This is a genomic window from Cobetia sp. QF-1, from assembly GCF_002213105.1.
GTDB classification, from domain to species: domain Bacteria; phylum Pseudomonadota; class Gammaproteobacteria; order Pseudomonadales; family Halomonadaceae; genus Cobetia; species Cobetia crustatorum.
Genome location: NZ_NBVS01000005.1, coordinates 213774 through 240494, shown reverse-complemented (window position 1 = coordinate 240494; position 26721 = coordinate 213774). Strand labels below are relative to the sequence as shown.

General features: G+C 57.2%; 25 protein-coding genes. 6 read left to right on the top strand and 19 right to left on the bottom strand.

Annotation, left to right across the window (positions count from 1 at the left end; translation table 11 throughout):
* Positions 1–41: 41 nt before the first annotated feature.
* The 19 genes from glmU to argC form a co-directional block, all read right to left on the bottom strand.
* Positions 42–1412, bottom strand: a complete 1371-nt coding sequence (gene glmU, locus CFN46_RS11580; protein WP_088743601.1) for a bifunctional UDP-N-acetylglucosamine diphosphorylase/glucosamine-1-phosphate N-acetyltransferase GlmU — start codon at positions 1410–1412, stop codon at positions 42–44.
* A 295-nt stretch (positions 1413–1707) separates the two neighbouring features.
* Positions 1708–2133 (bottom strand): F0F1 ATP synthase subunit epsilon, encoded by a 426-nt coding sequence (locus CFN46_RS11575; protein ID WP_024951962.1) that lies wholly within the window; start codon positions 2131–2133, stop codon positions 1708–1710.
* A gap of 29 nt (positions 2134–2162) precedes the next feature.
* The gene (gene atpD / locus CFN46_RS11570) at positions 2163–3536 is read right to left on the bottom strand and encodes a F0F1 ATP synthase subunit beta (protein ID WP_024951963.1); all 1374 of its coding nucleotides are present in this window, start codon (positions 3534–3536) and stop codon (positions 2163–2165) included.
* Positions 3537–3592: 56 nt separating this feature from the next.
* Positions 3593–4459, bottom strand: a complete 867-nt coding sequence (gene atpG / locus CFN46_RS11565) for a F0F1 ATP synthase subunit gamma (RefSeq protein ID WP_024951964.1) — start codon at positions 4457–4459, stop codon at positions 3593–3595.
* A gap of 67 nt (positions 4460–4526) precedes the next feature.
* Complete coding sequence (gene atpA, locus CFN46_RS11560) at positions 4527–6071, bottom strand: F0F1 ATP synthase subunit alpha (protein WP_024951965.1); 1545 nt, start codon at positions 6069–6071, stop codon at positions 4527–4529.
* Between the two features lie 16 nt (positions 6072–6087).
* Positions 6088–6630, bottom strand: coding sequence for a F0F1 ATP synthase subunit delta (locus CFN46_RS11555; RefSeq protein WP_024951966.1), 543 nt, complete (start codon positions 6628–6630; stop codon positions 6088–6090).
* A gap of 13 nt (positions 6631–6643) precedes the next feature.
* Positions 6644–7114 carry a F0F1 ATP synthase subunit B gene (locus tag CFN46_RS11550; RefSeq protein WP_024951967.1) on the bottom strand — a complete coding sequence of 157 codons (471 nt, stop codon included), beginning with the start codon at positions 7112–7114 and terminating at the stop codon, positions 6644–6646.
* Positions 7115–7178: 64 nt separating this feature from the next.
* Positions 7179–7427, bottom strand: coding sequence for a F0F1 ATP synthase subunit C (atpE, locus tag CFN46_RS11545; protein ID WP_011508579.1), 249 nt, complete (start codon positions 7425–7427; stop codon positions 7179–7181).
* Positions 7428–7528: 101 nt separating this feature from the next.
* Complete coding sequence (gene atpB / locus CFN46_RS11540) at positions 7529–8392, bottom strand: F0F1 ATP synthase subunit A (protein WP_024951968.1); 864 nt, start codon at positions 8390–8392, stop codon at positions 7529–7531.
* Positions 8393–8401: 9 nt separating this feature from the next.
* Positions 8402–8806, bottom strand: a complete 405-nt coding sequence (locus CFN46_RS11535) for an ATP synthase subunit I (protein WP_024951969.1) — start codon at positions 8804–8806, stop codon at positions 8402–8404.
* A 383-nt stretch (positions 8807–9189) separates the two neighbouring features.
* Positions 9190–10137, bottom strand: a complete 948-nt coding sequence (locus CFN46_RS11530) for a ParB/RepB/Spo0J family partition protein (RefSeq protein ID WP_088743600.1) — start codon at positions 10135–10137, stop codon at positions 9190–9192.
* Positions 10138–10155: 18 nt separating this feature from the next.
* Positions 10156–10923, bottom strand: coding sequence for a ParA family protein (locus tag CFN46_RS11525; RefSeq protein ID WP_024951971.1), 768 nt, complete (start codon positions 10921–10923; stop codon positions 10156–10158).
* Between the two features lie 156 nt (positions 10924–11079).
* The gene (gene rsmG, locus CFN46_RS11520) at positions 11080–11730 is read right to left on the bottom strand and encodes a 16S rRNA (guanine(527)-N(7))-methyltransferase RsmG (RefSeq protein ID WP_024951972.1); all 651 of its coding nucleotides are present in this window, start codon (positions 11728–11730) and stop codon (positions 11080–11082) included.
* Positions 11727–13673, bottom strand: coding sequence for a tRNA uridine-5-carboxymethylaminomethyl(34) synthesis enzyme MnmG (gene mnmG / locus CFN46_RS11515; protein ID WP_024951973.1), 1947 nt, complete (start codon positions 13671–13673; stop codon positions 11727–11729). The genes rsmG and mnmG overlap by 4 nt, the downstream gene beginning before the upstream one ends.
* A 1308-nt stretch (positions 13674–14981) precedes the next feature.
* Positions 14982–15728, bottom strand: coding sequence for an amino acid ABC transporter ATP-binding protein (locus tag CFN46_RS11505; protein WP_088743598.1), 747 nt, complete (start codon positions 15726–15728; stop codon positions 14982–14984).
* Positions 15729–15807: 79 nt separating this feature from the next.
* Complete coding sequence (locus CFN46_RS11500; RefSeq protein WP_088743597.1) at positions 15808–16479, bottom strand: amino acid ABC transporter permease; 672 nt, start codon at positions 16477–16479, stop codon at positions 15808–15810.
* Between the two features lie 146 nt (positions 16480–16625).
* A complete protein-coding gene (locus tag CFN46_RS11495) occupies positions 16626–17393 on the bottom strand; it encodes a transporter substrate-binding domain-containing protein (RefSeq protein WP_084487952.1) in 768 nt (255 codons plus the stop codon).
* A 230-nt stretch (positions 17394–17623) separates the two neighbouring features.
* The gene (erpA, locus tag CFN46_RS11490; protein WP_024951014.1) at positions 17624–17977 is read right to left on the bottom strand and encodes an iron-sulfur cluster insertion protein ErpA; all 354 of its coding nucleotides are present in this window, start codon (positions 17975–17977) and stop codon (positions 17624–17626) included.
* A 181-nt stretch (positions 17978–18158) separates the two neighbouring features.
* Positions 18159–19202: an N-acetyl-gamma-glutamyl-phosphate reductase gene (gene argC, locus CFN46_RS11485; RefSeq protein WP_024951015.1), complete on the bottom strand. Its 1044-nt coding sequence runs from the start codon at positions 19200–19202 to the stop codon at positions 18159–18161.
* A gap of 229 nt (positions 19203–19431) precedes the next feature.
* Here argC and CFN46_RS11480 point away from each other — a divergent pair, with 229 nt between their 5' ends.
* From CFN46_RS11480 to CFN46_RS11455, 6 genes are all read left to right on the top strand, one after another.
* Positions 19432–21183, top strand: a complete 1752-nt coding sequence (locus CFN46_RS11480; protein WP_088743653.1) for a chloride channel protein — start codon at positions 19432–19434, stop codon at positions 21181–21183.
* A gap of 151 nt (positions 21184–21334) precedes the next feature.
* Positions 21335–21766 carry a protoporphyrinogen oxidase HemJ gene (gene hemJ, locus CFN46_RS11475; protein ID WP_024951016.1) on the top strand — a complete coding sequence of 144 codons (432 nt, stop codon included), beginning with the start codon at positions 21335–21337 and terminating at the stop codon, positions 21764–21766.
* Positions 21767–21776: 10 nt separating this feature from the next.
* Positions 21777–22661 (top strand): hydroxymethylpyrimidine/phosphomethylpyrimidine kinase, encoded by an 885-nt coding sequence (locus CFN46_RS11470; RefSeq protein ID WP_051510702.1) that lies wholly within the window; start codon positions 21777–21779, stop codon positions 22659–22661.
* Positions 22662–22886: 225 nt separating this feature from the next.
* A complete protein-coding gene (hemL, locus tag CFN46_RS11465) occupies positions 22887–24179 on the top strand; it encodes a glutamate-1-semialdehyde 2,1-aminomutase (protein ID WP_024951018.1) in 1293 nt (430 codons plus the stop codon).
* Positions 24180–24345: 166 nt separating this feature from the next.
* Entirely contained in the window at positions 24346–25926 is a 1581-nt protein-coding gene (locus CFN46_RS11460; protein ID WP_246116467.1) for a bifunctional aminoglycoside phosphotransferase/ATP-binding protein, read from the top strand.
* A gap of 307 nt (positions 25927–26233) precedes the next feature.
* Positions 26234–26554 (top strand): hypothetical protein, encoded by a 321-nt coding sequence (locus CFN46_RS11455; RefSeq protein WP_024951020.1) that lies wholly within the window; start codon positions 26234–26236, stop codon positions 26552–26554.
* Positions 26555–26721 lie beyond the last annotated feature (167 nt).

Genomic DNA, 26721 nt, shown 5'->3' with positions numbered 1-26721 from the left:
CACGCGTTACCACACGATGCCTAACAGCTACTTCTCGCCACTTACTTCTTCGTCGGGCGTGGCCATTGTGGCTTATCGACACGCTTGCCACGCGCCACGCTCAGCGCGCCATCTGCAACGTCACGGCTCAACGTCGACCCAGCACCTACTGTCGCGCCCGCGCCAATCTTGAGCGGTGCCACCAACGCAGAGTTGGAACCGATGAAGGCATTGGCACCGATTTCAGTGCGGAACTTGTTGGCGCCATCATAGTTACAGGTGATGGTGCCAGCACCGACGTTGACAGCTTCGCCGAGTGTGGCATCGCCGATGTAGCTCAGGTGATTGATCTTGGCATTCACGCCCACCTGAGCATTCTTGGTCTCGACGAAGTTACCGATGCGCGCACCACGCGCAAGCTCGGTTCCCGGACGCAGGCGCGCAAACGGCCCGACATTGTTGTCACCTTCCAGCACGGCACCATCAATGACGCTGTGCGGTGCGATATGCGTGCCTGCGCCAATGCTGGCATTGCTGATCACGCAGTGGGCACCGATGACCACGTCGTCACCGATGCTGACCTTGCCTTCAAACACGCAGCCCACATCAATGCTGATATCAGTACCGATGCTTAGCTCACCGCGTACATCGATACGTGACGGATCTGCGAGGCTGGCGCCTTCGGTCATCAGTCGATCGGCTTCACGGCGCTGGAAAGCACGCTCAAGCCCAGCCAATTGCAGACGATTGTTGACGCCCTGCACTTCTTCGACCGCGGCCGGCTGTGCAGTGGCAATGGTGACACCTTCGCCTGCTGCCATGGCGATGATATCGGTCAGATAGTACTCACCCTGGGCATTATCAGCAGATAGCGCCGGCAACCAGCGCTTGAGCTGCGCGCCGGTGGTGGCAAGAATGCCGGTGTTGCCTTCCTGAATTGCCAGCTGCTCCGGCGTGGCATCCTTGTGCTCGACGATGGCGCTGACGCGCCCCTCGGCATCACGCACGATACGACCGTAACCCGTCGGATCATCGAGGATCACCGTCAGCAGCCCTAGCGTCTGCTCACTGACTTCGGCCAGCAATGCCTCCAGCGTCTCGCGACGAATCAGCGGCACATCGCCGTAAAGGATCAACACCTTATCGTCACCGATCGCCTCCAGCGCCTGGGCCACGGCATGGCCGGTCCCCTTTTGCTCTGATTGCACAGCGAAGCTGGCACCCGTCTCAGCCAACTGTTGCTGTACGCGCTCCCCACCGTGACCAATGACCACATTCAGACGCGCACCTTTCAATCCTGCAGCAGTATCCGCCACGTGCCGCACCATGGCTTTGCCAGCCAGTGGATGCAGCACCTTCGGCAACTTGGAACGCATGCGGGTGCCCTGGCCAGCGGCAAGGATGACAACATCGGTGCGGTCTGCAGTGCTCATCTTTCAACTCCTGTAGAAATGGGCGCTTCATGCCTGAAGCCCCTAAAAAAACTGGCGCCATCATAGCAGCTGGTGGGTTGCCTGCCAGTGGCGAGGTTTGCCCACGCTGATGTCGCCGTGCGCCGACTCCTGCGGGAACATCCCACCGGGCGGCTGATCGTGATCCCAATGGCTCACATTATTGATATGCGCTGAAGTGAGAGTTTTCACCTCTTGTTAGACATAAATCAGGCATGAAAAAGGCGACCCGAAGGTCGCCTTTTTCATGCCACTGGCCGTGTTGGCCCAGTGAACCTCAGCGCTTGTAGCGATCACGCAGCTGCCGCACGGTGCGCAGCTGAGCCATCGCTTCGGCCAATTCGGCCGTGGCACGTGAGTATTCCAGTTCGGAAGCCTGGTTATTCATGGCCTGCAAGGCCTGATCCTTGGCTTCCTGGGCTGCCGCCTCATCCAGGTCGTCGGCACGTACCGCTGTGTCGGCGAGGACTGAAACGAGGTTCGGCTGCACTTCAAGGAATCCACCACTGACGTAATAGATTTCCTCAGCCCCGCCCTGGCGCTGGATACGCACCGGACCGGGGAGCAGCACAGTCAGCAGTGGAGCATGACCTGGCATGATGCCAAGGTCACCTTCACTGCCGGCAGCCACGAGACGCTCGACCAGGCCGGAAAAGATGCCTTTCTCGGCGCTGACGATGTCGCAATGGACGCTCATAGCCATACCTGTTTCCTCATGCCTGAACAGGGAAATTACATGCCCTTGGCTTTCTCGACAGCTTCATCGATGGTGCCGACCATGTAGAACGCCTGCTCCGGCAGTTCGTCATATTCGCCGTCCAGGATACCCTGGAAGCCGCGGATGGTGTCCTTGAGAGACACGTACTTGCCCGGCGCGCCGGTGAAGATTTCCGCCACGAAGAACGGCTGAGACAGGAAGCGCTGGATCTTACGCGCACGTGCCACGCTCTGCTTGTCTTCGTCAGACAACTCGTCCATCCCGAGGATGGCGATGATGTCTTTCAGCTCCTTGTAGCGCTGCAACACACCCTGAACATTACGGGCTGTGTTGTAGTGCTCCTCACCAACGACCAATGGGTCGAGCTGACGAGAGGTGGAGTCGAGCGGATCAACCGCCGGATAGATACCCAGCTCGGCAATCTGACGAGACAGTACGACGGTCGCGTCAAGGTGCGAGAAGGTGGTCGCCGGAGACGGATCGGTCAAGTCATCCGCAGGGACGTAAACGGCCTGTACGGAAGTGATCGAGCCAGTCTTGGTAGAAGTGATGCGTTCCTGAAGGACACCCATCTCTTCCGCCAGAGTCGGCTGATAACCTACCGCAGACGGCATACGACCCAACAGTGCGGACACTTCGGTCCCCGCCAGGGTGTAACGATAGATGTTGTCGACGAACAGCAGTACGTCGCGACCTTCGTCACGGAACTTCTCGGCGATGGTCAGACCAGTCAGTGCAACGCGCAGACGGTTACCCGGCGGCTCGTTCATCTGACCATAGACCAATGCGACCTTGTCGAGAACGTTCGATTCCTTCATCTCGTGATAGAAATCGTTACCTTCACGAGTACGCTCGCCAACACCCGCGAACACGGAATAACCGCTGTGCTCGGTGGCGATGTTGCGGATCAGCTCCATCATGTTGACGGTCTTGCCCACACCAGCGCCGCCAAACAGGCCGACCTTGCCGCCCTTGGCGAACGGGCAGACCAGATCGATGACCTTGATGCCGGTTTCCAGCAGCTCGTTAGAGGCTGCCTGTTCCGCGAAGCTCGGGGCTGCGCGGTGGATCGGCATGTGCTCTTCAGCACCCACGTCACCGGCTTCGTCGATCGGCTGACCCAGCACGTTCATGATGCGACCCAGAGTCGCCGTGCCGACCGGCACGGTGATCGGAGCACCGGTGCTCTCAACTGCGAGACTGCGCTTGAGACCTTCGGTCGAACCCATTGCGATAGTACGCACCACGCCATCACCCAGCTGTTGCTGGACTTCAAGCACGGTCTCACTATCGGCGACGTTCAGGGCTTCGTAGACCTTGGGCACTGCGTCCCGCGGAAACTCGACGTCAATCACCGCGCCGATGATTTGTACGATACGTCCGCTCATTCCTGGTTCCTCTTAAACCTGCGATTGAAACCTGCTTGCCTGTTGCCACGCTGTCATCAGACGGCAGCGGCACCGGATACGATCTCGGAGATTTCCTGAGTGATCGCTGCCTGGCGGGCCTTGTTATAGACCAGCTGAAGGTCGTCGATCAGGTCGCCGGCATTATCGGTAGCACTCTTCATTGCGATCATTCGCGCTGCTTGTTCGCAGGCGATGTTCTCGACCACGGCCTGATAGACCTGGGCCTCGACATAGCGTTTGAGCAGCTTGTCGAGCAACGAGACGGCATCCGGCTCATACAGGTAGTCCCATGTAGTGGGACCGGTTTCTTCGTCGTTCTGATCAGCTTCGAGAGGAAGCAGCTGACGGACGACCGGCTTCTGCGTCATGGTGTTGACGAACTCATTGAACACCACGTACAGACGGTCGAGGCTGCCCTCGTCGAATGCGTCCAGCATGGCCTTGACGCTACCAATCAGATCCTGGGCGCCCGGAGCATCTCCGAGGCCGGATTTGGCGGCAAGCAGGTTGCCACCGTAGTTGCGGAAGAAGGTACCGGCCTTGGAGCCGAGGGCACAGAAGTCCACCTCGACACCCTGGTCGCGCCAGCTTTTCGCATGCTTGGTGACGGCTTTGAACAAATTGGCGTTCAGGCCACCACACAGGCCGCGATCACTGGAGACCACGATATAACCGACACGCTTCACATCGCGTTCCATCAGATACGGATGGCGATACTCCGGATTAGCCCGGGCGATGTGTCCTACAACCTTGCGGATCTGATGAGCATAAGGCTGGCTGGCCGCCATGCGATCCTGCGCTTTACGCATTTTAGATGCAGCCACCATTTCCATGGCGCTGGTGATCTTTTGCGTATTTTTGATGCTCCCGATCTGGGAGCGAATCTCTTTTGCAGCTGCCATAGCGATCTGCCCTATTCATGCCACCCGAAGGGAAACGACAGGGCCCGGTTGCACCGGGCCATGCCACTTACCAGCTCTGGGTCGCCTTGAACTTCTCGACGCCAGCCTTGAGACCATTCTTGATCTCATCATCGTAGCCGCCGGACTGATTGATCTTGTCCAGAAGATCCGCGTGCTCTGAGCGCATGAAGTCCAACAGCGCCTTCTCGAAGTCCAGCACCTTGGAGACGTCAACGTCGTTCAGGTAGCCTTCGTTGGCCGCGAACAGCGAGATCGCCATATCGGCCACGGACATCGGAGAGTACTGCTTCTGCTTCATCAGCTCGGTGACACGCTGACCATGCTCGAGCTGCTTGCGAGTCGCTTCGTCCAGATCAGAAGCAAACTGCGAGAAGGCCGCCAGCTCACGATACTGTGCGAGTGCCAGACGAACACCACCACCCAACTTCTTGATGATCTTGGTCTGCGCAGCACCACCGACACGGGAGACTGACAGACCCGCGTTGATGGACGGACGAATACCGGAGTTGAACAGGCTGGTCTCGAGGAAGATCTGACCGTCGGTGATGGAAATCACGTTGGTCGGAACGAACGCAGACACGTCGCCACCCTGCGTCTCGATGATCGGCAGTGCAGTCAGTGAGCCGGTCTTGCCTTTCACTTCACCTTTGGTGAACTGTTCGACGTAATCGGCGTTGACGCGTGCAGAACGCTCAAGCAGACGGGAGTGGAGATAGAAGACGTCACCCGGATAGGCTTCACGGCCCGGCGGACGCTTGAGCAGCAGGGAGATCTGACGATACGCCCATGCTTGCTTGGTCAGATCGTCATAGACGATCATCGCGTCTTCACCACGGTCACGGAAGTACTCGCCCATGGTGCAGCCGGAATACGGTGCCAGGAACAGCATCGCGGCCGGATCAGATGCACCGGCAGCCACGATGATGGTGTGTTCCATCGCGCCGTGTTCTTCCAGCTTGCGCACCACGTTGGCAATGGTGGACTGCTTCTGGCCGATAGCGACGTAGACGCAGGTAACACCCTTGCCCTTCTGATTGATGATGGCATCAATCGCGATGGCAGATTTACCAATCTGACGGTCACCGATGATCAGCTCGCGCTGACCACGGCCGATCGGCACCATGGCATCGATGGACTTGAGGCCCGTCTGTACCGGCTGATCGACAGGTTCACGAGCGATGACGCCCGGTGCAACCTTTTCAACCGCGTCGGTCAGCTTGGCTTCAATGGGGCCTTTGCCGTCAATCGGGTTACCCAGTGCATCGACCACACGGCCGACGAGTTCCGGGCCTACCGGCACTTCAAGAATGCGACCGGTGCACTGCACGGTCATGCCTTCTTCAAGTTGCAGGTAATCACCCAGAACGACAGCACCGACATTGTCGCGGTTCAGGTTAAGCGCCATACCAAAGACGCCACCCGGGAATTCGATCATCTCACCGAACATGACGTCTGCGAGACCGTGGATCTGTACGATGCCGTCGGAAACGCTGACGATGGTGCCCTGATTACGGGCTTCGGATGCGACGTCAAGCTTTTCGATACGCTGCTTGATGATGTCGCTGATCTCGGAAGGATTCAGTTGCTGCATGCCATGTCCCTCGGACTCAGGAGTTCAGTGCTTCAGAAAGCCGCGCCAGCTTGCCGCGAATGGAGCCGTCAATGACAGTATCTCCAGCGCGGATGATGACGCCGCCGAGCAGCGTACTATCCACCTGAGTGGTAATGGAGATGTCGCGATTCAGACGCTTTTGCAGGGCAGCAGCGAGCTTTTCTTCTTGCTCACTTTCAAGTGCAAAGGCTGACACCAGGGTCACCTCGACACGCTTTTCCTGCTCGGCCTTCTGAGCCTCGAACAATTCGGCCACGGACGGCAGGGCCGATAGACGGTCCTGCTCGCCGAGAGTCCGGATGAAATTGCGTGCGCTGTCATCCAGCGCGTCGCCACAGACGTCCAGGAAGATATCGATCCGGTGCTCGGTAGGGAGCTTCGGATTATCGAGCACTGCCTTGACGTTTGCGTCGACAGCGACAAGTGCCGCTGTCGACAACATTCCGGACCAAACCTCTAGCGCCTGCTGGTCGCGTGCAAACTCGAACGCCGCCTTGGCGTACGGGCGAGCTGCAGTGGAGGTAGACGTTTCAGCCATGGAATCAGACTCCTCAGAGCTCAGCGGCGAGCTTGTCAATCAGCTCGCGATGCTTGGCTTCGTCAATGGAGGATTCCAGGATGCGCTCTGCGCCAATCACTGCCAGAGATGCAACCTGACCACGGAGCTCGTCCTTGGCCTGATTGATTTCCTGGGTGATTTCAGCACGAGCCTGCGCAACCATACGCTCGCCTTCAGCACGTGCATTTTCACGCGCTTCCTCGATCATCTGGTTGGAGCGCTTGTGGGTCTGTTCAATGATGCGTGCTGCTTCATCCTTGCTTTCCCGTAGTGTCTCGCTGGCTTTTTCCTGCGCCAGTTCGAGGTCACGGGTAGCACGGCTGGCAGCATCCAGACCATCTGCAATCTTCTTCTGACGTTCTGCCAGAGCCTGTGTGACCGGCGGCCAAACATACTTCATGCAGAAGAAAACGAAGACCGCAAAGGCGATGGCCTGACCAATCAGGGTTAAGTTCAGATTCACGCCAGCACCTCTCGCTTCACGATTGTTGGGTCAAAATCACGGTCGGCCTTGGGCCAGCCGAGGTTTAACCGACAAACGGGTTGGCGAAGGTGAAGAACAGCGCGATACCAACACCGATCATGGTCACGGCATCCAGCAGACCAGCGACGATGAACATCTTGACCTGCAGCTGCGGGATCATTTCCGGCTGGCGCGCGGCGCCTTCCAGGAACTTGCCACCGAGAATACCGAAACCGATGGCGGTGCCCAGGGCACCCAGGCCGATCAGCAGGGAGACGGCGATAGCGGTCATGCCAAGAACTTGTGCTTCCATTGTGGAACTCCAGTTTTAGTCAAGTTTAAGTCAAGGGTTGAGGGTGTGAGCAGAGCTCGGAAATCTTGCCCCACGCCCGTCAAGACGTGGGGCGAATAACATCAGTGATCTTCGCTAGCCATGCTCAGATACACGATGGTCAGCATCATGAAGATGAAGGCCTGCAGGGTGATGACCAGGATATGGAAGACTGCCCACGGGAAGTGTAGCGGCAGCTGCCAGATACCGACCAGCGAGATCAGAATGAAGATCAGCTCGCCTGCATACATGTTACCGAACAGACGCAGTGCCAGAGAGATCGGCTTGGCGATCAGCGTCACGAACTCGAGCAGGAAGTTGACCGGAATCAGGGCAATCTGCGCCAGCTTGTTCGGGGTATTGAATGGATGCAGGGTCAGCTCGGCCACGAAGCCCTTGAGGCCCTTGACGCGAATGGAGTAGAAGATGATCAGCGCGAAGACAGACAGTGACATGCCGAGCGTGGCATTGATGTCAGTCGACGGCACCACCTTGAAGAACACATGAGCCGGATCGGCGCCGAACATCTCGCCAACCTTGGCGGCAACGCCCGGTAGCCAGTCGACGGGGATCAAGTCCATCACGTTCATCAGGAAGATCCAACAGAAGATCGTCAGTGATAACGGTGCGATCAGTCGTGAGCGGCCGTGGAAGGTCTCACGTACGGACTGATCAACAAACTCGACCATCAGCTCAACGAAATTCTGAAGACCACTGGGCACGCCAGTCGTCGCGGTCTTGGCCACTTTGCGGAACACGAACAGGAAAATCAGCCCCAGGCCGATGGACCAGCCCATGGTATCCAGGTGAATCGCCCAGAAACCCATGTCGGTCGCTTCTTGAGCATTGTGGGCCATCGACCATCCGTGCTCCGGATGATTACCGAACGTTAGATTCTGCAGGTGGTGCCGAATATATTCGGAGGAGCTCGGGTTATTGCCTGCCATGACTCTGCCTCAGGTTCGTGTGTACGGTGTTCGCTTCACTAGCCAAGGACCTAGCCAGTGAACTGCCATTGCCGCCACGTAAGCGCAAAAAAATAAAGCGGGGTTTGAGGGCGGCACTGCGATGAAGAAAAACGCAAACAATACGGCCGTCAAACCGAACTTTCCGGCCTCAGCCTGATAGAAGGCCTTGACCATTGCCTGAGCGTAACGCGCACCGGTCACACGGAGCGAACGCCAGGCGAAAAACAGATTAGGCAGCAAGCAGACTAATCCACCACTCAGGGCAGAGATAGCAGCACTGCTCCCTTTTGTCAGTCCCGCCAATAACATGGCAAGCACAATCACCAGCGCCTGTCCCCAAAGAAGTCGTGCAACCTGAGGGCGTCGCAGTGCAGCGGGTGTCGTCTTGTGCATCTTGGGCCTGTGTATCGCGGTGATGGCAAGCGCCATTCCTGGTGACTACGCTTCACGCAGCCAAGGAGCAAACTCGCCGGATTATAGGGGAGCACTGCACGGCCATCAACCAAACTGTCGGCTAAATTCCTTGATCTTTCGCAAGCTTACGACCAAAGCCTCACCATCTTGCAGGAAACAGATGACGGTTGGCTTACGTTGACAGTCACTTGCACCGCGAGCGACCAAGGGTTGCGTCAATCACAACCCTGTCGTCTAAAAGCGCTCTATTCAAGAACAATAGACAGATACTTTTCGCGCCCCTGCGACAATAGGTCACAGGGGCGCGCAGCGTTTCAGAACAAAAGTTTTCCAGAGCGAGCGCACCAACATAACTCTGACGATTACTTGATGTGGCCGAGAATGCCATCCAGCTCGTCGAGACTTGTATAAGAGATGGTGACCTTACCCTTGCCGCTCTTGCCATGACGAATGCTGACTGCAGCGCCGAGCCGCTCAGAAAGACTCGTTTCAAGGCGCTGGATATCGGCATTCGGCCGCGTTGGCGTTGCCTTGGACTGCTCGCCTTGCTGAACGCTTTTCACCAAAGCCTCGGTCTGGCGTACAGTCAGTTCGCGCTCCACCACATCATGTGCCAACTTTCGCTGCCGTGCCGGACTGAGCCCGATCAAAGCACGGGCATGGCCCATATCCAGCTCACCTCGTTCCAGCCGGGTCTGCACCTCTTCTTCCAGCGTCAGCAAACGCAGCAGATTGGTGACCTGGGTACGAGAGCGGCCTACAGCATCCCCCACTTGCTGCTGAGTCAATTCAAACTCTTCAAGCAAGCGCTTGAGTGCCATCGCTTCTTCGACGGGATTGAGATTCTCACGCTGAATGTTTTCGATCAGCGCTAACGCCAGCGCAACCTCGTCACTGATACCCTCACGGATAACCGCAGGGATGGTATCCAGCTCGGCCAGTTGTGAGGCTCGCCAACGACGCTCACCCGCGATAATCTCGTAACGCCCTTCCCCTATCGAGCGAACCACGATGGGCTGCATGACGCCTTGAGCGCGAATGGAGTCCGCAAGCTCTTCAAGTGCATCCGGCTGGATATCACGCCGCGGTTGATACTTGCCGCGCTGCAACTGTCCTAGTGGTATACGTTCGAGGCGCTCGCTTGGCATCTCGGCAGCCGAATCTACCGCTTCAGCAGCGTGCGAGACTTCCAGCGATGCATCGCCAGTCGCACCGCCAGCTGCCTCAATATCGATTTCGGCATGGCGGCGACGGCTTCCGGCGCCAATCAGGGCATCCAGACCCTTTCCCAGGGCACGCTTACGCGTCATGAACCTTCCTCGGTAAAGTTACAGCGAGAGACGACGAATCAATTCCTTGGCGAGCACCCTATATGCCTGGCTGCCACGCGATAGACGCGCATATTTGGTAACCGGCAGCCCATGACTTGGCGCCTCAGCTACCCGCACGTTGCGCGGAATAGTGGCCTTGATCAGGGTGTCGCCAAAGTAATCGGAAAGTTGCTTGCTGACATCGCGAGTCAGACTATTACGCGCGTCATACATGGTGCGCACGATACCAAATACGTCGAGGGCCGGATTTACGTTAGCCTGAATCTGTTCGACCGTATCCAGCAGTGCCGACAACCCTTCCAGTGCATAAAACTCGCACTGCAATGGAATCAATACACCATGCGCGGCTGTCAGTGCATTGACTGTCAGCATATTCAGGGAGGGGGGGCAGTCAATCAGTACCACGTCGTACTCACCGGCGATGGGCGCAAGAGCTTCGCTGAGACGACGTTCTCGACCTTCAACAGACAGCAGATTGACTTCAGCAGCGGTAAGGTCGCCATTGCCGGGCAACAAGGCATAGCCTGCATCAGGGCAGTCGAGAATCACATCACTAGCGCGAAGATCGCCCAGTAATACATCCAGTACACTGCCGTCGAGGTCATGCTTGTCGATACCACTGCCCATGGTGGCATGGCCTTGAGGATCGAGATCGATCAACAAAACGCGGCGATCGAGCGCCGCCAGCGAGGCCGCCAGATTGACAGCAGTGGTGGTCTTGCCGACGCCACCTTTCTGGTTGGTCAGCGCGATGATCTTGGTCACGAGCGACTTCCTTGGTTCCTTGAGAAGCGGGGCCAGCGGCACCTGCTGCATGTTCATGAAGGACAGATCAATGATCTGTCCTTCATGAAGAGCTGGCTTCAGGCTGCCTGCCTTTTGCGCCCGGCACAATCCCTGCGCACGCCTTGTATCGCTGAATCAGTCACATTTCAGGCGCAGAAGGTGACGTTCACCCTCCTCACCAGGGACTGCCAACCGCAATGTCTCGATCAACGACACGCCCTGCGGCAGTCGTGCGATCTCATCTTTCGGTACGCGTCCCTTCATGGCCAGCCATTCGCCACCTTCAGCCAGCACGGAAGCTGACAGGTTGACGAAAGCATCGGTGTCCGCAAAGGCTCGCGAGATGATTTGCTCAAAAGGCGCACCGTCATAGGCTTCAATACGTACTTGGGTCGGGTGCAAATTCTTCAGACTCAGCTCATGCCCTGCCTGAATCTGGAAGCGCACCTTTTTACCATTGGAGTCCAATGGCACAACATCAATATCAGGCCGCATGATGGCGATCACGATACTCGGTAATCCGGGACCTGCACCCACATCCAGCAGGCGTGGGCCCTTTATATACGGCAGCACGCTAAGACTGTCGAGCAGATGACGTGTCACCATCGCTTCCGGCTCACGTACCGCGGTGAGGTTATAGGCACGATTCCACTTGTGCAACAGCACCAGCAGCGTCATCAACTGGGCATGTTGCTCATCGCTCAGAGCAATATCGAGTGCGTCTGCACCGCGGCTTAGCAACTGGCCACAACGGGCTAGTTGAGTCTCGTTCAGTGCATGACTCATTGGGCTGCTCCGGTATCCACTGCCAGAGATGCCACATCTTGTTCAGAGGTCATTTCGGCTGCTACATCTGTCTTGAGAAGTTGACGCTTTTTCATGTGAATCAACAAGATAGATACTGCTGCAGGGGTAACACCAGAGATACGGCCAGCATGGGCCAGTGTGACCGGCCGCGCTTCGTTGAGCTTCTGCTTAATCTCGTTGGACAGCCCATCAACCGTATCGTAATCGATACCTTCCGGCAGAGCGGTGTTCTCGTGACGACGCAGGCGATCGATCTCTTCCTGTTGACGCTGGATATAACCAGCGTACTTGGCCGTAATCTGCACCTGCTCGGCGATGCGCCAATCCTCGACACCTTGGCCCTTGAGACTGGCCACGTCTGGGTATTCAAGTTCCGGACGCTTGAGAAGCTCCATCAGACTCGCTTCGCGCTTGAGCGGTGAGCTCAGCTTATCCGCCAATGGTGCCAACTCAGGGCTCGAAGGTGTCAGCCAAGTGCTTTCAAGGCGTGTCGTCTCGCGAGAGATGGCGTCACGTTTGGCTTCAAAAGCGGCCCAGCGTGCATCATCGATCAACCCGAGTTCACGGCCCTTCTCGGTCAGACGCAAGTCAGCATTGTCTTCGCGCAGTAGCAGACGATATTCAGCACGAGATGTGAACATGCGATACGGCTCGCGTGTTCCGAGCGTAATCAGGTCATCGACCATCACGCCGGTATACGCCTCATTACGTAGCGGATGCCAAGCTTCGTCGTCTGTGGCACGCAGCGCCGCATTTACACCGGCCAGCAGACCTTGTGCGCCAGCTTCTTCGTAACCAGTGGTGCCGTTGATCTGCCCTGCAAAGAACAGATTCTTGACAAAGCGCGTCTCAAGAGAGTGCAGCAGATCCTGGGGGTTGAAAAAATCATATTCAATGGCGTAACCAGGACGCGTGATGTGGGCGTTTTCCATGCCACGAATCGAACGCACTACCTCGAGCTGCGTATCAAAGGGCAGCGAAGTAGAGATGCCATTGGGATACAGCTCATGAGTGTTGAGACCTTCAGGCTCAATGAATACCTGATGGCTGTTCTTGTCTGCGAAACGGTGCACCTTGTCCTCGATGGACGGGCAATAACGCGGGCCGACACCACCGATCACACCTGAATACATCGGCGAACGATCAAGATTGGCGAAGATAATCTCGTGAGTCCGCTCATTGGTGTGAGTGATGTAGCAGTTGACCTGCTCAGGATGCAGCTCACGACTGCCCATGTAAGACATCACCGGACGTGGCGTATCGCCGGGCTGCGCTTCCATCATGCTGAAATCGACACTCTTGGCATCGATACGCGGCGGGGTTCCTGTCTTGAGACGATCGACCCGGAACGGTAGCTCACGAAGTCGAGCGGCCAGACCGTTTGCCGGCGGATCCCCTGCTCGTCCTCCGGCATGATTATCCAGACCGATGTGAATCACACCGCCAAGGAAAGTACCTGTTGCCAGAACCACCGTGGTGGCATGGAAGCGAATACCGGTCTGAGTGACCACGCCCCGCACGGTATCACCCTCGACGATCAGATCTTCAGCGCCTTGTTGGAACAGCGTCAGATTCGGCTGATTTTCCAGCTGACTGCGAATGGCGGCTTTGTACAGCGCCCGGTCTGCTTGAGCACGAGTGGCTCGAACCGCAGGCCCCTTGCGGGCATTCAACGTACGGAACTGGATACCCGCCATGTCGGTGGCCAGACCCATGGCACCGCCCAGCGCATCAATTTCCTTGACCAGATGGCTCTTGCCAATCCCGCCAATGGCCGGATTGCAGGACATCTGGCCCAGCGTCTCGATGTTATGAGTCAGCAGCAGGGTCTGGCGACCCATGCGGGCAGCAGCCAGTGCGGCTTCCGTACCGGCATGACCGCCGCCGATGACGATCACGTCAAAGCGGTTCGGGTAATCCACGTTGGCACCTCGGGGTATCACAAAACTTTGGGATGAAGCGCTGTCTGCACAGTGCAGATCAGGCAAAACGGCCAAATCCAATGTTGGATCGGCGTCTGGCAGACGGCTGTGACGGATGAATGATCGTCACCGATAGGACCTGCTCGACCCTGGTTGGGGAGCTGATGTTCAGAATCGAGATGACGTCTGGGCCGCACAGTATAAACCGCCTGTGGGTAAGCGTCAGGAGTTTTCCACAACCGCCGGGCTAGACCGATGTGATGTGGATAGCCTCCACGGTGCCGATACCGCACCAATCGGTCAACCATCGGCTATCGCTTGAGGCTTCGATTTTCGAAGTGAATCTATCTTCGTATCGAATGAATCATCCGGGTGTTCGTTATCCCGAACAGATGCATGGCGAAGAGATCATATTGACCCCGATAGGGATTTTGGTCTTCGACCTTGGTTTACCGGATAACAAGATTATATAAAGAAAAGAAGAAGGGTTTCTGTTGATGTTGTAACTACTGTTGTGGACAAAAACAGTGGGGAAGCGGGTTTATTCCTTTAAAAACAACTTGTTACGCTGTTGATATAGCTGGGGAGAAAATGAGTGCTACCTGAGGACGCTACCGGTGGCTTCCTGTGGATGGAATGGCCCTTTATCCACAAGCCAAATTATCCCCTGTTTCATACCGTGCTGGTACCCGACTTTTCTGCCCTGCTGTGCACAAGTGAGTTATTTACCCACATCCCTTAGTGCTGCATGGCCTAACGCCAAGATGGTCGCGGATAATGCCGCAAAATGTCCACAGAGGCAAATGACATTCTTTCTTCATGGCAAAGTCTGTAGACAGTTCTGGGATAACCGGTGAGTGGAGTGCTGTAGACCGCTTGAATGGTGCCGATTGAGCGACGACAAGTATTTTGTGGATAGTTTTGGGATGTGATTCGGCAAAGCACTATCGTGGATGCCGTGATTCCAGGATGGGAGCGTAGGAGGGGCGTGTGCTTTACCGTCCTCACACGCTGAATGGCGATCAATGTGGCTCTGCTGCGAAGTGATAAAGCGAGCGTGGAGGCGAGTAAACAGGCGCCCGACATGCGAAGAGCGCCATCTGACACGTGACGATAGACGAGTAAGGCAACGTTTGTTCGTTCGTTTTTATTGGCTGAAAATAAAAAATATATTTAATAGAAGTGAAAATATTCATGCGAATGACGAGGTTTACGCCAAGGGGGAGCCCCGCTAGCGCGCAAAAAAATGCCCCGATCAGGAATCGAGGCATCAGATGGTCCTCATCTGGGATGTTTTCTCGCGGCGACCTAGTGTTTGAGCACTCGCGCAAGGAAGCTCTGAGTTCGAGGATGTTGCGGATGATCGAAGATTTCTTCCGGCCTCCCCTGCTCCACGATAGCGCCCTGGTGGATGAATATGACTCGGTCAGCGACTTCGCGGGCAAAGCTCATCTCGTGCGTCACGATCATCATCGTCATGCCTTCACGGGCCAGCTCACGCATTACGTCGAGGACCTCGCCGATCATCTCGGGGTCGAGTGCTGAGGTGGGCTCATCGAACAGCATCAAGCGGGGTTCCATCGCCAGTGAGCGGGCGATGGCGACGCGTTGCTGCTGGCCGCCTGACAGCTGGCCGGGGTACTTGTCGGCCTGCTCGAGAATATTGACCCGCTCGAGCAGTGTGTCGGCCTGTCGCTCGGCGGTCGCCCGGTCACTGCCGCGCACCTTGATGGGGGCCAGGCTGACGTTGTCACGTACCTTCATGTGCGGAAAGAGATTGAACTGCTGGAAGACCATGCCGACTTCGGTGCGAATCGTCTTCAGCGCTCGGTGGCTCTTGCCGTGGGGGATCAAGGACTGTCCGTCCACTTCGATGCTGCCGCCCTGGAACTCCTCGAGGCCATTCACGCAGCGAATGAGTGTCGATTTTCCGGAGCCACTAGCCCCGATGATCACGACGACTTCGCCGGCAGCGACATCCAGCTCAACGTCCTTGAGAACATGCAGGTTACCGAAATGCTTGTTGATCTTGTCCATGTGCACGATGGCAGTCATGAGTCACTCCTGGCCGCTAGGCGAGCCGGATGGATGGCTGAAAAGAAGTGATGAAGATGGAGGCAAAGTGAATATTTTTTCATTGCCCCACCAGCCCACGACGCTCAAGCATCCGCAGTGCAAAGGACAGACTCATGGTGATAACCAGATACAGCATGGCGACCATGAAGTAGGTTTCCAGCGCGTTGAAGGTGGTGGCAATGTAGATCTGGCCCTGACGGACCAGCTCACCGACACCGATCACCGAGAACAGCGAGGTGTCCTTGATGGACACGATCCCCTGATTGCCGAGCGCCGGGATCATGCGACGCAGTGCCTGCGGCCAGATGATGTAGCGGAAGGTCTGGGGGGGGGAAAGGCCCAGTGACAGTCCGGCCTCGCGTTGCCCGCGCGCGATGGACTGCACGCCACCACGCACGATCTCGGAGATATAGGCCGCGGAATTGAGCGCGATGGCCGCGATACCGGCGGTCAGGGCATCGATGGGACCCCCGATGATCTGCGGCAGACCGTAGAAGATGAACAGCACCTGGACCAGTACGGGAGTGCCGCGGAATATCTCGATATAGGCGGTTGCCGCCCAGCGCAACAGGCGGCTGGGTGAGAGGCTTAGCAAGCCAAACAGAATGCCGAGTACGAAGCCGATGGCGAGGCCACCGAAGGAAATGGCGAGGGTCCAGGGAATGCCCTCAAGCAGATACGGCAGCGAGGCGAATGCCGCATGCCAGTCAAACTGGAACTGAACGTCCACGTCGGGCTCCTTGACGCGATATCCTCACACTCTGTAACTCACAGAGCGCAAGAGTCATGCAGACAGGCATCGCCGCTGCACTACAGCGACGATGCTTGAATGGCGAGAGAAAAATGCCGCAAGGCAGAGCTTGTCAGGCGTAGGCCTTATTGACTGTCTGCGGGAAGCTCACCGAACCACTTCTGGTAGATCTCGGCGTAGCTGCCGTCAGTCTTCATCTCGGCCAGCGCCTCATTGGCAGCCTCGGTCCATTCGCTACCCTGTCTGAACGCAATACCGTACTGCTGGCCTTCATAGAGGGGGCCGACAGTCTTGACCCGGCCATTGCCTTTGGTCTTGGCAAAATAGCCTACATTGGGTGCGTCATAGAAAACGGCATCGACGCTACCGGACATCAATGCCATGTACATGTCGGAGCTGCCCGGGTATGGCGTGACGGTAGCATCGTCGAGATTGGCTTTCAGATAGTCATAGCTGGTTGAGCCAATCTTGGTGCCAATCTTCTTGCCTTCCAGGTCGTCAAAGTCCTCGATTGCCGTAGTGTTGGAGGAGGTCAGTACGCGTAGCCCGGAATCATAATAAGGCTGAGTGAAGTCGACGATCTTCTCACGGGCATCGGTGATAGTAATGCCAGCAATGGCAACATCTACGCTGCCGGTCTGTACGGCGGGAATGATGCCATTGAAATCCATGGTCTTGAGATCGATATCGAAGCCGGCGCGCTTGCCAATAGCGTTAAGAATATCGATATCGAAGCCGACCATCTCGCCGCTATCCTGGTCGAGCATTTCGAAGGGTACGAAGCTGGGATCAGTCGCAGCTTTCAAGGTAACGGCTTGAGCTGTGCCAGCGAGCAGAGTCGCCGCGGCAAGTCCGGAAAGTGAGGCTAGCAGGTGGGGTCTGCGCATTGACATCGTCCTCTTATATTTAGATTTTAGGATGTTGCGCTTTTAGATTGGCCAGACCAATGGTCCCCCGTCAAGCCTGACGATGAAGACGCACGACCTATGTCGCGCGTCACGGCAAAGGCTAATGTACTGATGGTTAATTGATATTCACGCATTAAGCCAATACAAAAACACCCCTGTCTCGGGGGGGGCCGAGGCAGGGGTGTTGAGGGTGGTGCTTGGCGGTGAGGGGCTTCCTACACCATAAAGGAGGAACCACACCCGCAAGTACTCGTGGCGTTGGGGTTCTGGATCAGAAAGCGTGCGCCAGCCAAGCCGGTTTCGTAATCGATGGTTGAGCCAACCAGATACTGATAAGACAGTGGGTCAATCACGATGGCAGCCTCACCTAGCTCGACTACGGTATCGTCGTCGCTGAGATCGGTGGCGATGTCGAAACCGTACTGGAAGCCGGAACAGCCGCCACCGGTGACATAGACCCTGAGACGCAGTTTCGGGTTGGCCTCTTCCGCGCGCAGCGCCGCGATCCGGGCACTGGCGGCCTCGGAGAGAAACAACGGCGTGGGGATGAAGCTTTGTGCTTCGCTCATGCGGGCCTCCTGGAAGGAGTCGGTGGCCGGACGCTCATGTGAACGCCCGGCACGGTATAGAGGAGAGAATGTTGCCTATTATCCCTATATCCGAGCAAAAGGGTCAACTTTGTCTGATCCGATGCTTTATCAGCAGAATATGAGCAGGGCATGCGGGCGTAGATAGGCAGCGAAGTCTGCCTCAGGGCATCATCGCCGGAGCATTGATGCCAGCCACCTCGTCCAGGCCAAACATCAGGTTGAGATTCTGGATCGCTTGCCCCGACGCGCCTTTGACCAGGTTGTCGATCACCGATAACACGACGAGAGTATCGCCATTGCCCGGACGATGCAGCGCGAGACGACACATGTTGGTGCCGCGTACGCTGCGCGTCTCAGGATGGCTACCCAGTGGCATCACGTCGACAGCCGGATGATCAGCATAGCGCTGCTCGAATAGCGTTTGCAGATCTTCCAGTGAACCCGAGAAATTCATCAAGCGCGGATAGAGCGTGGAGTGAATACCACGAATCATCGGCGTCAGATGTGGCACGAACGTCAGGCCCACCGCGCTGCCAGCGGCCAGATCCAATCCTTGGGTGATTTCCGGCAGATGGCGATGGCCAGAGGCACCATACGCCTTCATGGACTCACCGGCTTCGCACAGCAGAGAGCCAACCTTGGCACCACGCCCGGCACCTGATACGGCTGACTTGCAGTCGGCGATAATATTGCTGGTGTCGATCAGCCCGGCTTCCAGCAGCGGGATCAGGCCCAGTTGCACAGAGGTCGGATAGCAGCCGGGGACTGCGATCAGGCGCGCTTCCCGGATGGCCTCGCGATTGACTTCCGGCAACCCGTAGACCGCTTCACCCAGCAGCTCGGGTGCACCATGCGGTTGGCCGTACCATTCGGCCCATACGTCAGCGTCCTTGATACGGAAGTCGGCGGAGAGATCAATCACACGAGTACCACGTGCCAGCAGGTCACCCGCCAGCGCATGCGCCACACCATGAGGCGTGGCGAAGAACACGGCGTCACAGGCAGCGAGTGTGTCGGGATCAGGCTCGCTGAAGGCGAGTGTGTCGTAGTGGCCGCGTAGATTGGGGTACATCTCATCGACACGCATCCCCTTCTCGCTGCGTGAGGTGATCACTGTCACCTCGACCTGCGAATGGTTGGCCAGCAGCCTGAGAAGCTCCACTCCGGTGTAACCGGTGCCACCGACTATGCCTACCTTGATCATGCTGCCTCCCCGCCTATGAGCGGTGTCCTGTTGATACGTGATGATGCCGTGTGCCAGCGCCGTCGTGCCGGGGGTTGCGTTATGTTCTCCCCGAGGTGTTGTATTGCGCACGGTCGCGACGAGCCGTAGTCGATATGATACACAAGGTGTCAGGCGGGCAGTAATGCGCTGCCAACACGGATGTCTCGATGCAACTGACTGTGCACCCAAGGAGTCGTGAGTGTCACGCTTGACGCGCCCGCATCTGCCTCGCCCCAGCCTCGATAATTTCCGGCGCAAGCTTGCCGCTGTCGATGCCCTTCCCCAGCTCTGTTTGCTGGGCCTTGTCGCGGGCCTGCTGACCGGCTCATTGATGGTCGGCTTTCGTTTGCTGCTCAGCGCCGGGGCATTGGGGTTCATGCCGAATGACAACCCGGAAAATTTCGAGGGCCTTGCTCCCTGGGTCCGTGCCCTGCTGCCACTGCTGGCAGTGCTGGTGATTGGCATTGTGCTCGGTCGCCAGCCGCTTGCTCAGCGCAAGCTGGGTATTGGGCATGTCATTGAGCGGCTCACCTATCATCAGGGCAAGATGCCATTGCGTGGCTGGCTCAATCAGGTCGTGGTGGGAGTCGTGAGCGTGCTTGGCGGATTGTCTGCTGGGCGCGAGGGACCAGCGATCCATCTTGGGGCAGGAGCCTCCAGCTGGATCGGTGAACGGCTGAAGCTGCCCAATAACAGCCTGCGCGTATTGGTTGCCTGCGGCACGGCTGCGGGTATTTCTGCTTCTTTCAATACGCCGATTGCCGGGGTCATCTTTGCCATGGAAGTGGTGATGATGGAGTACACCCTGACTGGTTTCATGCCGGTGATTCTGGCCTCTACCGCCGGTGCCGTAGTCTCCCAGATCTTTTACGGCTCGGCACCGGCCTTCGCGGTGCCATCGCTGCTACTGCACTCACTGCTTGATCTGCCTTGGGTGATAATCACGGCATTGATCATTGGCTTGCTAGCGGGAGGCTTCGTGCATCTTGCGCGCCAGCAGGCGCTAGCGGCTCGCTTGCCATGGTGGATGCGCATGGCGCTGGTGGGCGTCGCGACCGCAGGCGTTGCCTGGTGGTATCCGCAGGTGCAGGGGATCGGTTACGACAGTCTGGCTCAGCTGCTCGACAGCCAGCTGGCGCTGGACGTGCTGCTGGCACTGGTCGTCGGTAAGCTGGTCCTGTCGGCACTGTGCGTGGCTTGCGGTGTACCGATCGGCATCATTGGTCCCGTCGTGGTCGCCGGTGCTGCCGCAGGGGCGTTGATGGGGATGCTCGGTGGTCTTATCTTGCCGGAACAGGCCTCCGATATCGCGCTGTATGCCTTGCTGGGGATGGCCGCCATGATGGGGGCGGTATTGCAGGCCCCATTGGCAGCACTGATGGCACTGTTGGAGCTGACTCACTCACCGACCATCATTCTGCCCGGTATGCTGGCCGTAGTGGTGGCGGGCTTGACCTGTCGCCAGCTGTGTCGCTGTCAGGGGTTCTTCATCTCGACGCTGACAGCGCAGGGCCTGCATCCTTTGCAGCAGCCTCTGATGCAAGCACTATCACGTGTTGCGGTGCCTGCCGTGATGGAGCGCTCGGTGGTCAGCGTGGCACGGCGCATCAGTCGTGAGCGCGCGCGTGCGCTGCTCGACAGCAAGCCGGTGTGGCTGGTGATAATACGCTCGACACCGGAGAAGCCGATGGTCGCGCTGCCGGCTGCGGATCTAGTGCGTGTTCTGATGGATGAACACTGGAGTGAACACGAAGAGCTTGATCTGCTCGAGATTCCCGCCCAACGCCTGGATCTCGCGCCCATCCATCTGCAGGCCACACTATCAGAAGCCTATGAGCGATTGTTGCCGACCAATATTGATGCTCTCTATGTAGAGCACACCACCGCGCCTATGATTCGCAAGATTTCCGGTATCATCACGCGGGATGCCATCGAGAGTTACTACCGCTATACCCCTTGAAGGGGTGTAGTCTCGATGACGCCACGTCCTGTGACTCGATACCGCATGGGCGTCCGGCACCGAACATGGCACCTTGTCGTGCTCGGACGTGACAGCCCTTCATGACAGACCTCATCCCGACCTTTCCGCCCCTGACTGACGGAGTTATCCCATGTACTTGTGGATCAAGGCCTTTCATCTGATCGCCGTAGTGTGCTGGTTTGCGGCCCTATTCTATATGCCGCGTCTGTTCGTCTATCACGTCGAGGCGCGTGACGCCGGTGATAGTCAGGCGATTGCTTACTTCAAGACCATGCAGCGCAAGCTCTACCGCGGCATCATGATACCGTCGATGATCGCGACCCTTGTATTGGGTATCTGGCTGTTGGCACTGGTGCCGAGCTTCATGAGCATGGGCTGGATGCACCTCAAGCTGACCATGGTCGTACTGCTGATCGGCTATCACCACGCCTGTGGCCTCTACATGAAGAAGCTGGCGGCGGATAACTGTCACAAGACGTCGCGCTACTTCCGCTTCTTCAATGAAGTGCCGGTGCTGATGCTGGTCGTGATCGTCATCTGCGTCATCGTCAAACCGTTCTGAGGTAATGTCAGTGCCCAGTCTCGAGTCTGAAAAGACGCCATGCTACGTACTGGTACTGGCAGGCCACGACCCCAGTGGTGGTGCCGGGCTGATCGCCGATAGCGAGGCGATTCGTACTGGCGGTGGCTGGGCATTGACGGTACCCACAGCCTTGACGGTGCAGAATTCCTGCAATGTCAGGGCTGTCATGCCGCAATCCGGCGAGTCGATACTGGGCATGGCGCGTGCGCTAATCGACGACTTTCGCCCGCAGGCGCTCAAGATCGGGCTACTCGCCAGTCATGAGTCATTGGTCGCCGCCGTGGCGTTGATCGATGAGCTTCGAGCGCGTTGGCCGATGCTGCCCGTCGTGTGGGATCCGGTACTGAAGGCTGGCGGTGGCTGTGAGCTATCCAGCGAATCGCTGATCGAGCTGGCGCGCGAGACATTGATGTCCCGCGTGGATGTCGTGACTCCCAATCGTGTGGAGTTGGTGCGCTTGAGTGGCCTGACAGCAGGTACCAGCACTGATGCCAGTACTGATAGAGCTGATGACAGAGCTGATGCTCAGGTCGAACGGCTACTGGCGATGGGAGTGGGCGCGGTGCTGGTGACGGGGACTGACCCGTTGGCCAGTGAGCAGCAGGCGAGCGCAGCGCAAGCCACAGACATCCTGCATTATCTATATCGCCGCAACCTTCCAATACTTTCGCTGGACTGCCCGCGTCTACCTGGCAGTTATCACGGCAGTGGCTGCACCCTGGCTTCACATCTCGCGGTGCGGTTGGCACAGGGTATGTCACTGGAGCCCGCTTGGCACGAAGCACAACAGGCCACCTGGCAGAGCCTTGCGGCAGGCCATGATCGTCAACTGCGCGGTAGCCTGATGAATGCCCAGTACCTACCTTGGCGATAGCCAGCTTCAGCTGCATCATTCCCTCTTCTCGCGTTAAGCTGTCCCCATCATGGGGAAGAGATCTATCCACAAGGGGTGACGTGTCGAGCGTGGCTGCTGCATGGCCTCACATGAGGCAGATGCGGCTCACTGAATTATCCACACCCCCTTTTTACGTACCGCGTCTCTTCCTCCCGTTTCCTGTCTTGCGGCTTCCATGTTGCCGCTGCTTTCAAGAGGTATGTCATGACCACGTCCGCTGCCCAGTTCGAACGCGCCAGCCGCCATATTCCCGGTGGCGTCAATTCCCCGGTTCGCGCCTTCAAGGGACTGCATCGTCCGCCGGTATTCATTGATCATGCCAAGGGCGCCTATCTGTTTGATGTCGAGAACACGCGCTATATCGATTACGTCGGCTCCTGGGGGCCGATGATCACCGGTCATGCCGATGAAGATGTGCTGGAAGCCGTGCGCCAGCGTCTCGAGAGCGGTCTGTCCTTCGGTGCGCCAACCGAGATCGAGTCAGAGATGGCTGAGCTGATCTGCGAAATGCTGCCTAGCCTCGACATGGTGCGCATGACCAACTCGGGTACCGAGGCCACCATGTCGGCAATTCGTCTGGCGCGTGGTTTCACGGGGCGAGACAAGATCGTCAAGTTCGAGGGTAATTATCACGGCCATTCTGACTCGCTGCTGGTCAAGGCCGGTTCTGGTGCGCTGACACACGGTGAGCCCAGTTCGCCCGGTGTGCCGGCCTCGCTTGCCGAGCACACCATCACGCTGGACTACAACGACGCCGAAGGTGTGCGCCGTTGCTTCGCCGAGCTGGGTGATCAGATCGCCTGCATCATCGTCGAGCCGGTGGCCGGCAACATGAACTGCATTCCGCCGGTGCCGGGCTTCCTGGAGAGCCTGCGTGAAGTGTGTGATGCCCATGGCAGCGTGCTGATCCTCGATGAGGTGATGACGGGCTTCCGTGTCGCGCTGGGTGGTGCTCAGGCGCATTACGGCATCACGCCGGATCTGACCTGCCTGGGCAAGATCGTCGGGGGCGGCATGCCAGTCGGCGCCTTCGGCGGCAAGCGCGAGATCATGCATCATCTGTCACCGCTGGGGCCGGTCTATCAGGCCGGTACGCTGGCAGGAAACCCGCTGGCGATGGCCGCAGGCGTGGCGTTGCTACGCAAGCTGCGTGTGCCGGGCTTTCATATCGAACTGACTCGCAAGGTTGAGATGCTGTGTGAAGGGCTTGAGCAGCGTGCTAGTGCTGCCGGTATTCGCCTCATCACTCAGCGCGCGGGCGGCATGTTCGGTGTTTTCTTCACTGATGAGTCGGCGGTGAGTAACTTCCAGTCAGCGACTCGCTGCCGTCAGGAAGATTTCGTGACCTTTTTCAACGGTATGCTCGATGAAGGTATTTATCTGGCACCGTCTGCTTACGAGGCGGGTTTCATGTCGGCAGCTCACAGCGATGTGGATATTCAGGCCACGTTAGACGCGGCTGAGCGCGTTTTTGCAAAGATGACTGCCAGCGTCTAATGGGCAGCATCTGAGCGAGTGTTTGGGCCAGCATGTGAGCCAGTACGTGTGTCAGTGCTGGCTCCGGTCTGATCGACGTGCTGCCGGTTGGGCTACCATCCGGTACACTTGCCGCCAACGATAGCGATTGCGCTAATGACCTTATAGCCAGCTTGCCTTAGCGGAGATGACCTTGAGCCAGGCCCTGATTCGAGCCCTTCACACTGCCGGATGCTTCGATCACCCCGTGAAGGATGTCGAGGTGCACGAGACCCATATTTCGTGGATCGTGCTAACCGGCGATTACGCCTACAAGATCAAGAAGCCGGTAGATTTTGGCAGCTTCCTGGATTTCTCCACACTGGAGCGGCGCAAGTATCTTTGCGAGCAGGAAGTGCGTCTTAACCGTCGTCTGGCACCCTCTCTCTATCTGGATACCGTGGCTATTTCCGGTACACCGGAAGCGCCACGGATGGATGATGAGAGTGCGGTATTTGAGTATGCGGTAAAAATGCGCCAGTTCTCCAATCGTCATCTGTTTAGTGCCTTGCAGGCCAGTGGTGAGCTATCGCTTGAGCTACTGGACGATCTAGTCGATCAGCTTGTGGCTTTCCACGAGCAGGCTGAACGTATCCAGGGCGATAGCGACCTGGGCAGCCCACAGATGGTTCGCCGTACCATTGATAATGAATTCGAGCTGATTCGCCCGCGGCTTGCGAATAATGGTGAGGCGGTTAGCCGGCTTGGGCTGCTTCAACAATGGACAGAAGAAACCTTCCAGCGCCTCAATCCGGAGTTCGAGCGGCGTTGGCAGGAAGGTTTCGTGCGTGAAACCCACGGTGACATTCATCTGGGTAATGCGGTGCGTCACGAAGGCCGTGCACTGTTATTTGATGGAATCGAGTTCAACGAAGAGCTTCGTTGGAATGATGTCGGCTGCGATCTGGCTTTTTTGGTGATGGATCTCGAGGCGCGTGATGAACCCGCTTTTGCACATCACGCATTGAATCGTTATCTCGAGTTATCCGGTGACTACTCTTTGGTGCGTTTGCTGCCGTACTACAAGATTTATCGTGCGCTCATTCGTGCCAAGGTAGCGATGATTCGTTATCACCAACCGGAGCTAAGTGACGCCGACCGTGCCGATGTACAGGCGGAGTACGAACGTTATATCGGACTGGCGGAGCGCTATAGCGAGATTCGTTTCCCCTACATGATTATCGGGGTGGGCGTATCAGGCAGTGGCAAGAGTCGTTTCACTGAAGAGATGGTACGTGAGCTGGGAGGAGTGCGGATTCGTAGCGATGTAGAGCGTAAGCGTCTTTACGGATTTTCCGCTGATGATGACACTCGCTCTGACCTGAATGGTGGTATTTATACGCCACACGCGACGCACGCGACTTACGAACGCTTGTCCACTTTATCCGCTACGTTGCTCGAGTCTGGTATTCCGGTCTGCATTGATGCGACCTGCTTGAAGAAAGCGCAGCGTGACCGTTTGCGTCATGAGGCAGAGGCCCGTGGTCTGCCGGTACTGATGATCAGTTTTGAGGCTGATGACGACACGCTACGTCAGCGTATCATCAAGCGTAGTCGGCGTAGCGGTGAGGTTTCTGAGGCTGGCTTGGAAGTACTCGACAAACAGTTGGCTAACCGAGAGCCCTTCGCGGCAGAGGAGCACGGCCAACTGGTTCACATCGATACCACGGCCCCGAATGCCAACGTCACGTTGGTCCGCTTGATTCGCGAGCAGCTTCGTCTGCACTAGCTCTGCTTATGGTTCTGACGCCAGATATGACAGCTGAGCTGGCATATCTGGCGCATGACTTGATGCATGACCTGGTGCATGGTCAGCTCATGTATCAAGTCATGTGTACCTGAGCTTCTTATTTCTCACCCACCCCTCAACAGCAGCCCATCAGCAGGGGTATTCAACATTGCCACTTGTTTTTCAGGTTACTGATTTTTATTGGAATTTTTATATGCGTAAGTTTTTTGCAATGCGTACAGCCGTCGCAGTTTTCGGTATTGTTTTATTCACGGGTTGCTCTAACCAGCCCACAACAGCAGATCTGATGCGCGGCCAAGCTGATGAAGCCAAGGCCGTTGCGAAAGTCCGTGACCAGATGGCCGATAGTTGGGAAAGCGGTAACACGCTGGTGGCGACCGGAGAGAAACAGGTTGTCGGCGGTGAGGATCTGGTCAACGATGGTGAAGCCAATGTGCGCAAGGGCCAGTCATTGATCGACAAGGGCAACAAGCAGATCAAGAAGGGCAAGTCGCGTATCAGCAGTGGTAATGCTCAGATCAACAAGGGGCGCAAGATGGTTGATGAGAGCCTCACAAGCTACCGTCAGTCGTTCCCGAAGCAATCACTGACGCCTGCTACGAAGTGATAGTGAAAGAGTGACGCTCGACTGATTCTCTGAATCACCAAGAAGGCCGCTGGCATGACTGTCAGCGGCCTTCTTGTCGGTATGCATGTCATGTTCCAGTTCGGCTTGCCTGAATCAAAAAACCCCGCGTACGCGGGGTTCTGTCAAAACATGTCAGACGGTGAGTG

Excerpts from the sequence above, each read along its gene's own strand:
- atpD (WP_024951963.1), bottom strand. The coding sequence starts at position 3,536 with ATGAGCGGACGTATCGTACAAATCATCGGCGCGGTGATTGACGTCGAG.
- atpA (WP_024951965.1), bottom strand. The coding sequence starts at position 6,071 with ATGCAGCAACTGAATCCTTCCGAGATCAGCGACATCATCAAGCAGCGT.
- glmU (WP_088743601.1), bottom strand. The coding sequence starts at position 1,412 with ATGAGCACTGCAGACCGCACCGATGTTGTCATCCTTGCCGCTGGCCAG.
- hemL (WP_024951018.1), top strand. The coding sequence starts at position 22,887 with ATGACCACGTCCGCTGCCCAGTTCGAACGCGCCAGCCGCCATATTCCC.
- CFN46_RS11575 (WP_024951962.1), bottom strand. The coding sequence starts at position 2,133 with ATGGCTATGAGCGTCCATTGCGACATCGTCAGCGCCGAGAAAGGCATC.
- atpE (WP_011508579.1), bottom strand. The coding sequence starts at position 7,427 with ATGGAAGCACAAGTTCTTGGCATGACCGCTATCGCCGTCTCCCTGCTG.
- argC (WP_024951015.1), bottom strand. The coding sequence starts at position 19,202 with ATGATCAAGGTAGGCATAGTCGGTGGCACCGGTTACACCGGAGTGGAG.
- hemJ (WP_024951016.1), top strand. The coding sequence starts at position 21,335 with ATGTACTTGTGGATCAAGGCCTTTCATCTGATCGCCGTAGTGTGCTGG.
- CFN46_RS11460 (WP_246116467.1), top strand. The coding sequence starts at position 24,346 with ATGACCTTGAGCCAGGCCCTGATTCGAGCCCTTCACACTGCCGGATGC.
- CFN46_RS11455 (WP_024951020.1), top strand. The coding sequence starts at position 26,234 with ATGCGCGGCCAAGCTGATGAAGCCAAGGCCGTTGCGAAAGTCCGTGAC.
- atpG (WP_024951964.1), bottom strand. The coding sequence starts at position 4,459 with ATGGCAGCTGCAAAAGAGATTCGCTCCCAGATCGGGAGCATCAAAAAT.
- erpA (WP_024951014.1), bottom strand. The coding sequence starts at position 17,977 with ATGAGCGAAGCACAAAGCTTCATCCCCACGCCGTTGTTTCTCTCCGAG.
- CFN46_RS11495 (WP_084487952.1), bottom strand. The coding sequence starts at position 17,393 with ATGTCAATGCGCAGACCCCACCTGCTAGCCTCACTTTCCGGACTTGCC.
- atpB (WP_024951968.1), bottom strand. The coding sequence starts at position 8,392 with ATGGCAGGCAATAACCCGAGCTCCTCCGAATATATTCGGCACCACCTG.
- CFN46_RS11505 (WP_088743598.1), bottom strand. The coding sequence starts at position 15,728 with ATGACTGCCATCGTGCACATGGACAAGATCAACAAGCATTTCGGTAAC.
- rsmG (WP_024951972.1), bottom strand. The coding sequence starts at position 11,730 with ATGAGTCATGCACTGAACGAGACTCAACTAGCCCGTTGTGGCCAGTTG.
- CFN46_RS11535 (WP_024951969.1), bottom strand. The coding sequence starts at position 8,806 with ATGCACAAGACGACACCCGCTGCACTGCGACGCCCTCAGGTTGCACGA.
- CFN46_RS11530 (WP_088743600.1), bottom strand. The coding sequence starts at position 10,137 with ATGACGCGTAAGCGTGCCCTGGGAAAGGGTCTGGATGCCCTGATTGGC.
- CFN46_RS11555 (WP_024951966.1), bottom strand. The coding sequence starts at position 6,630 with ATGGCTGAAACGTCTACCTCCACTGCAGCTCGCCCGTACGCCAAGGCG.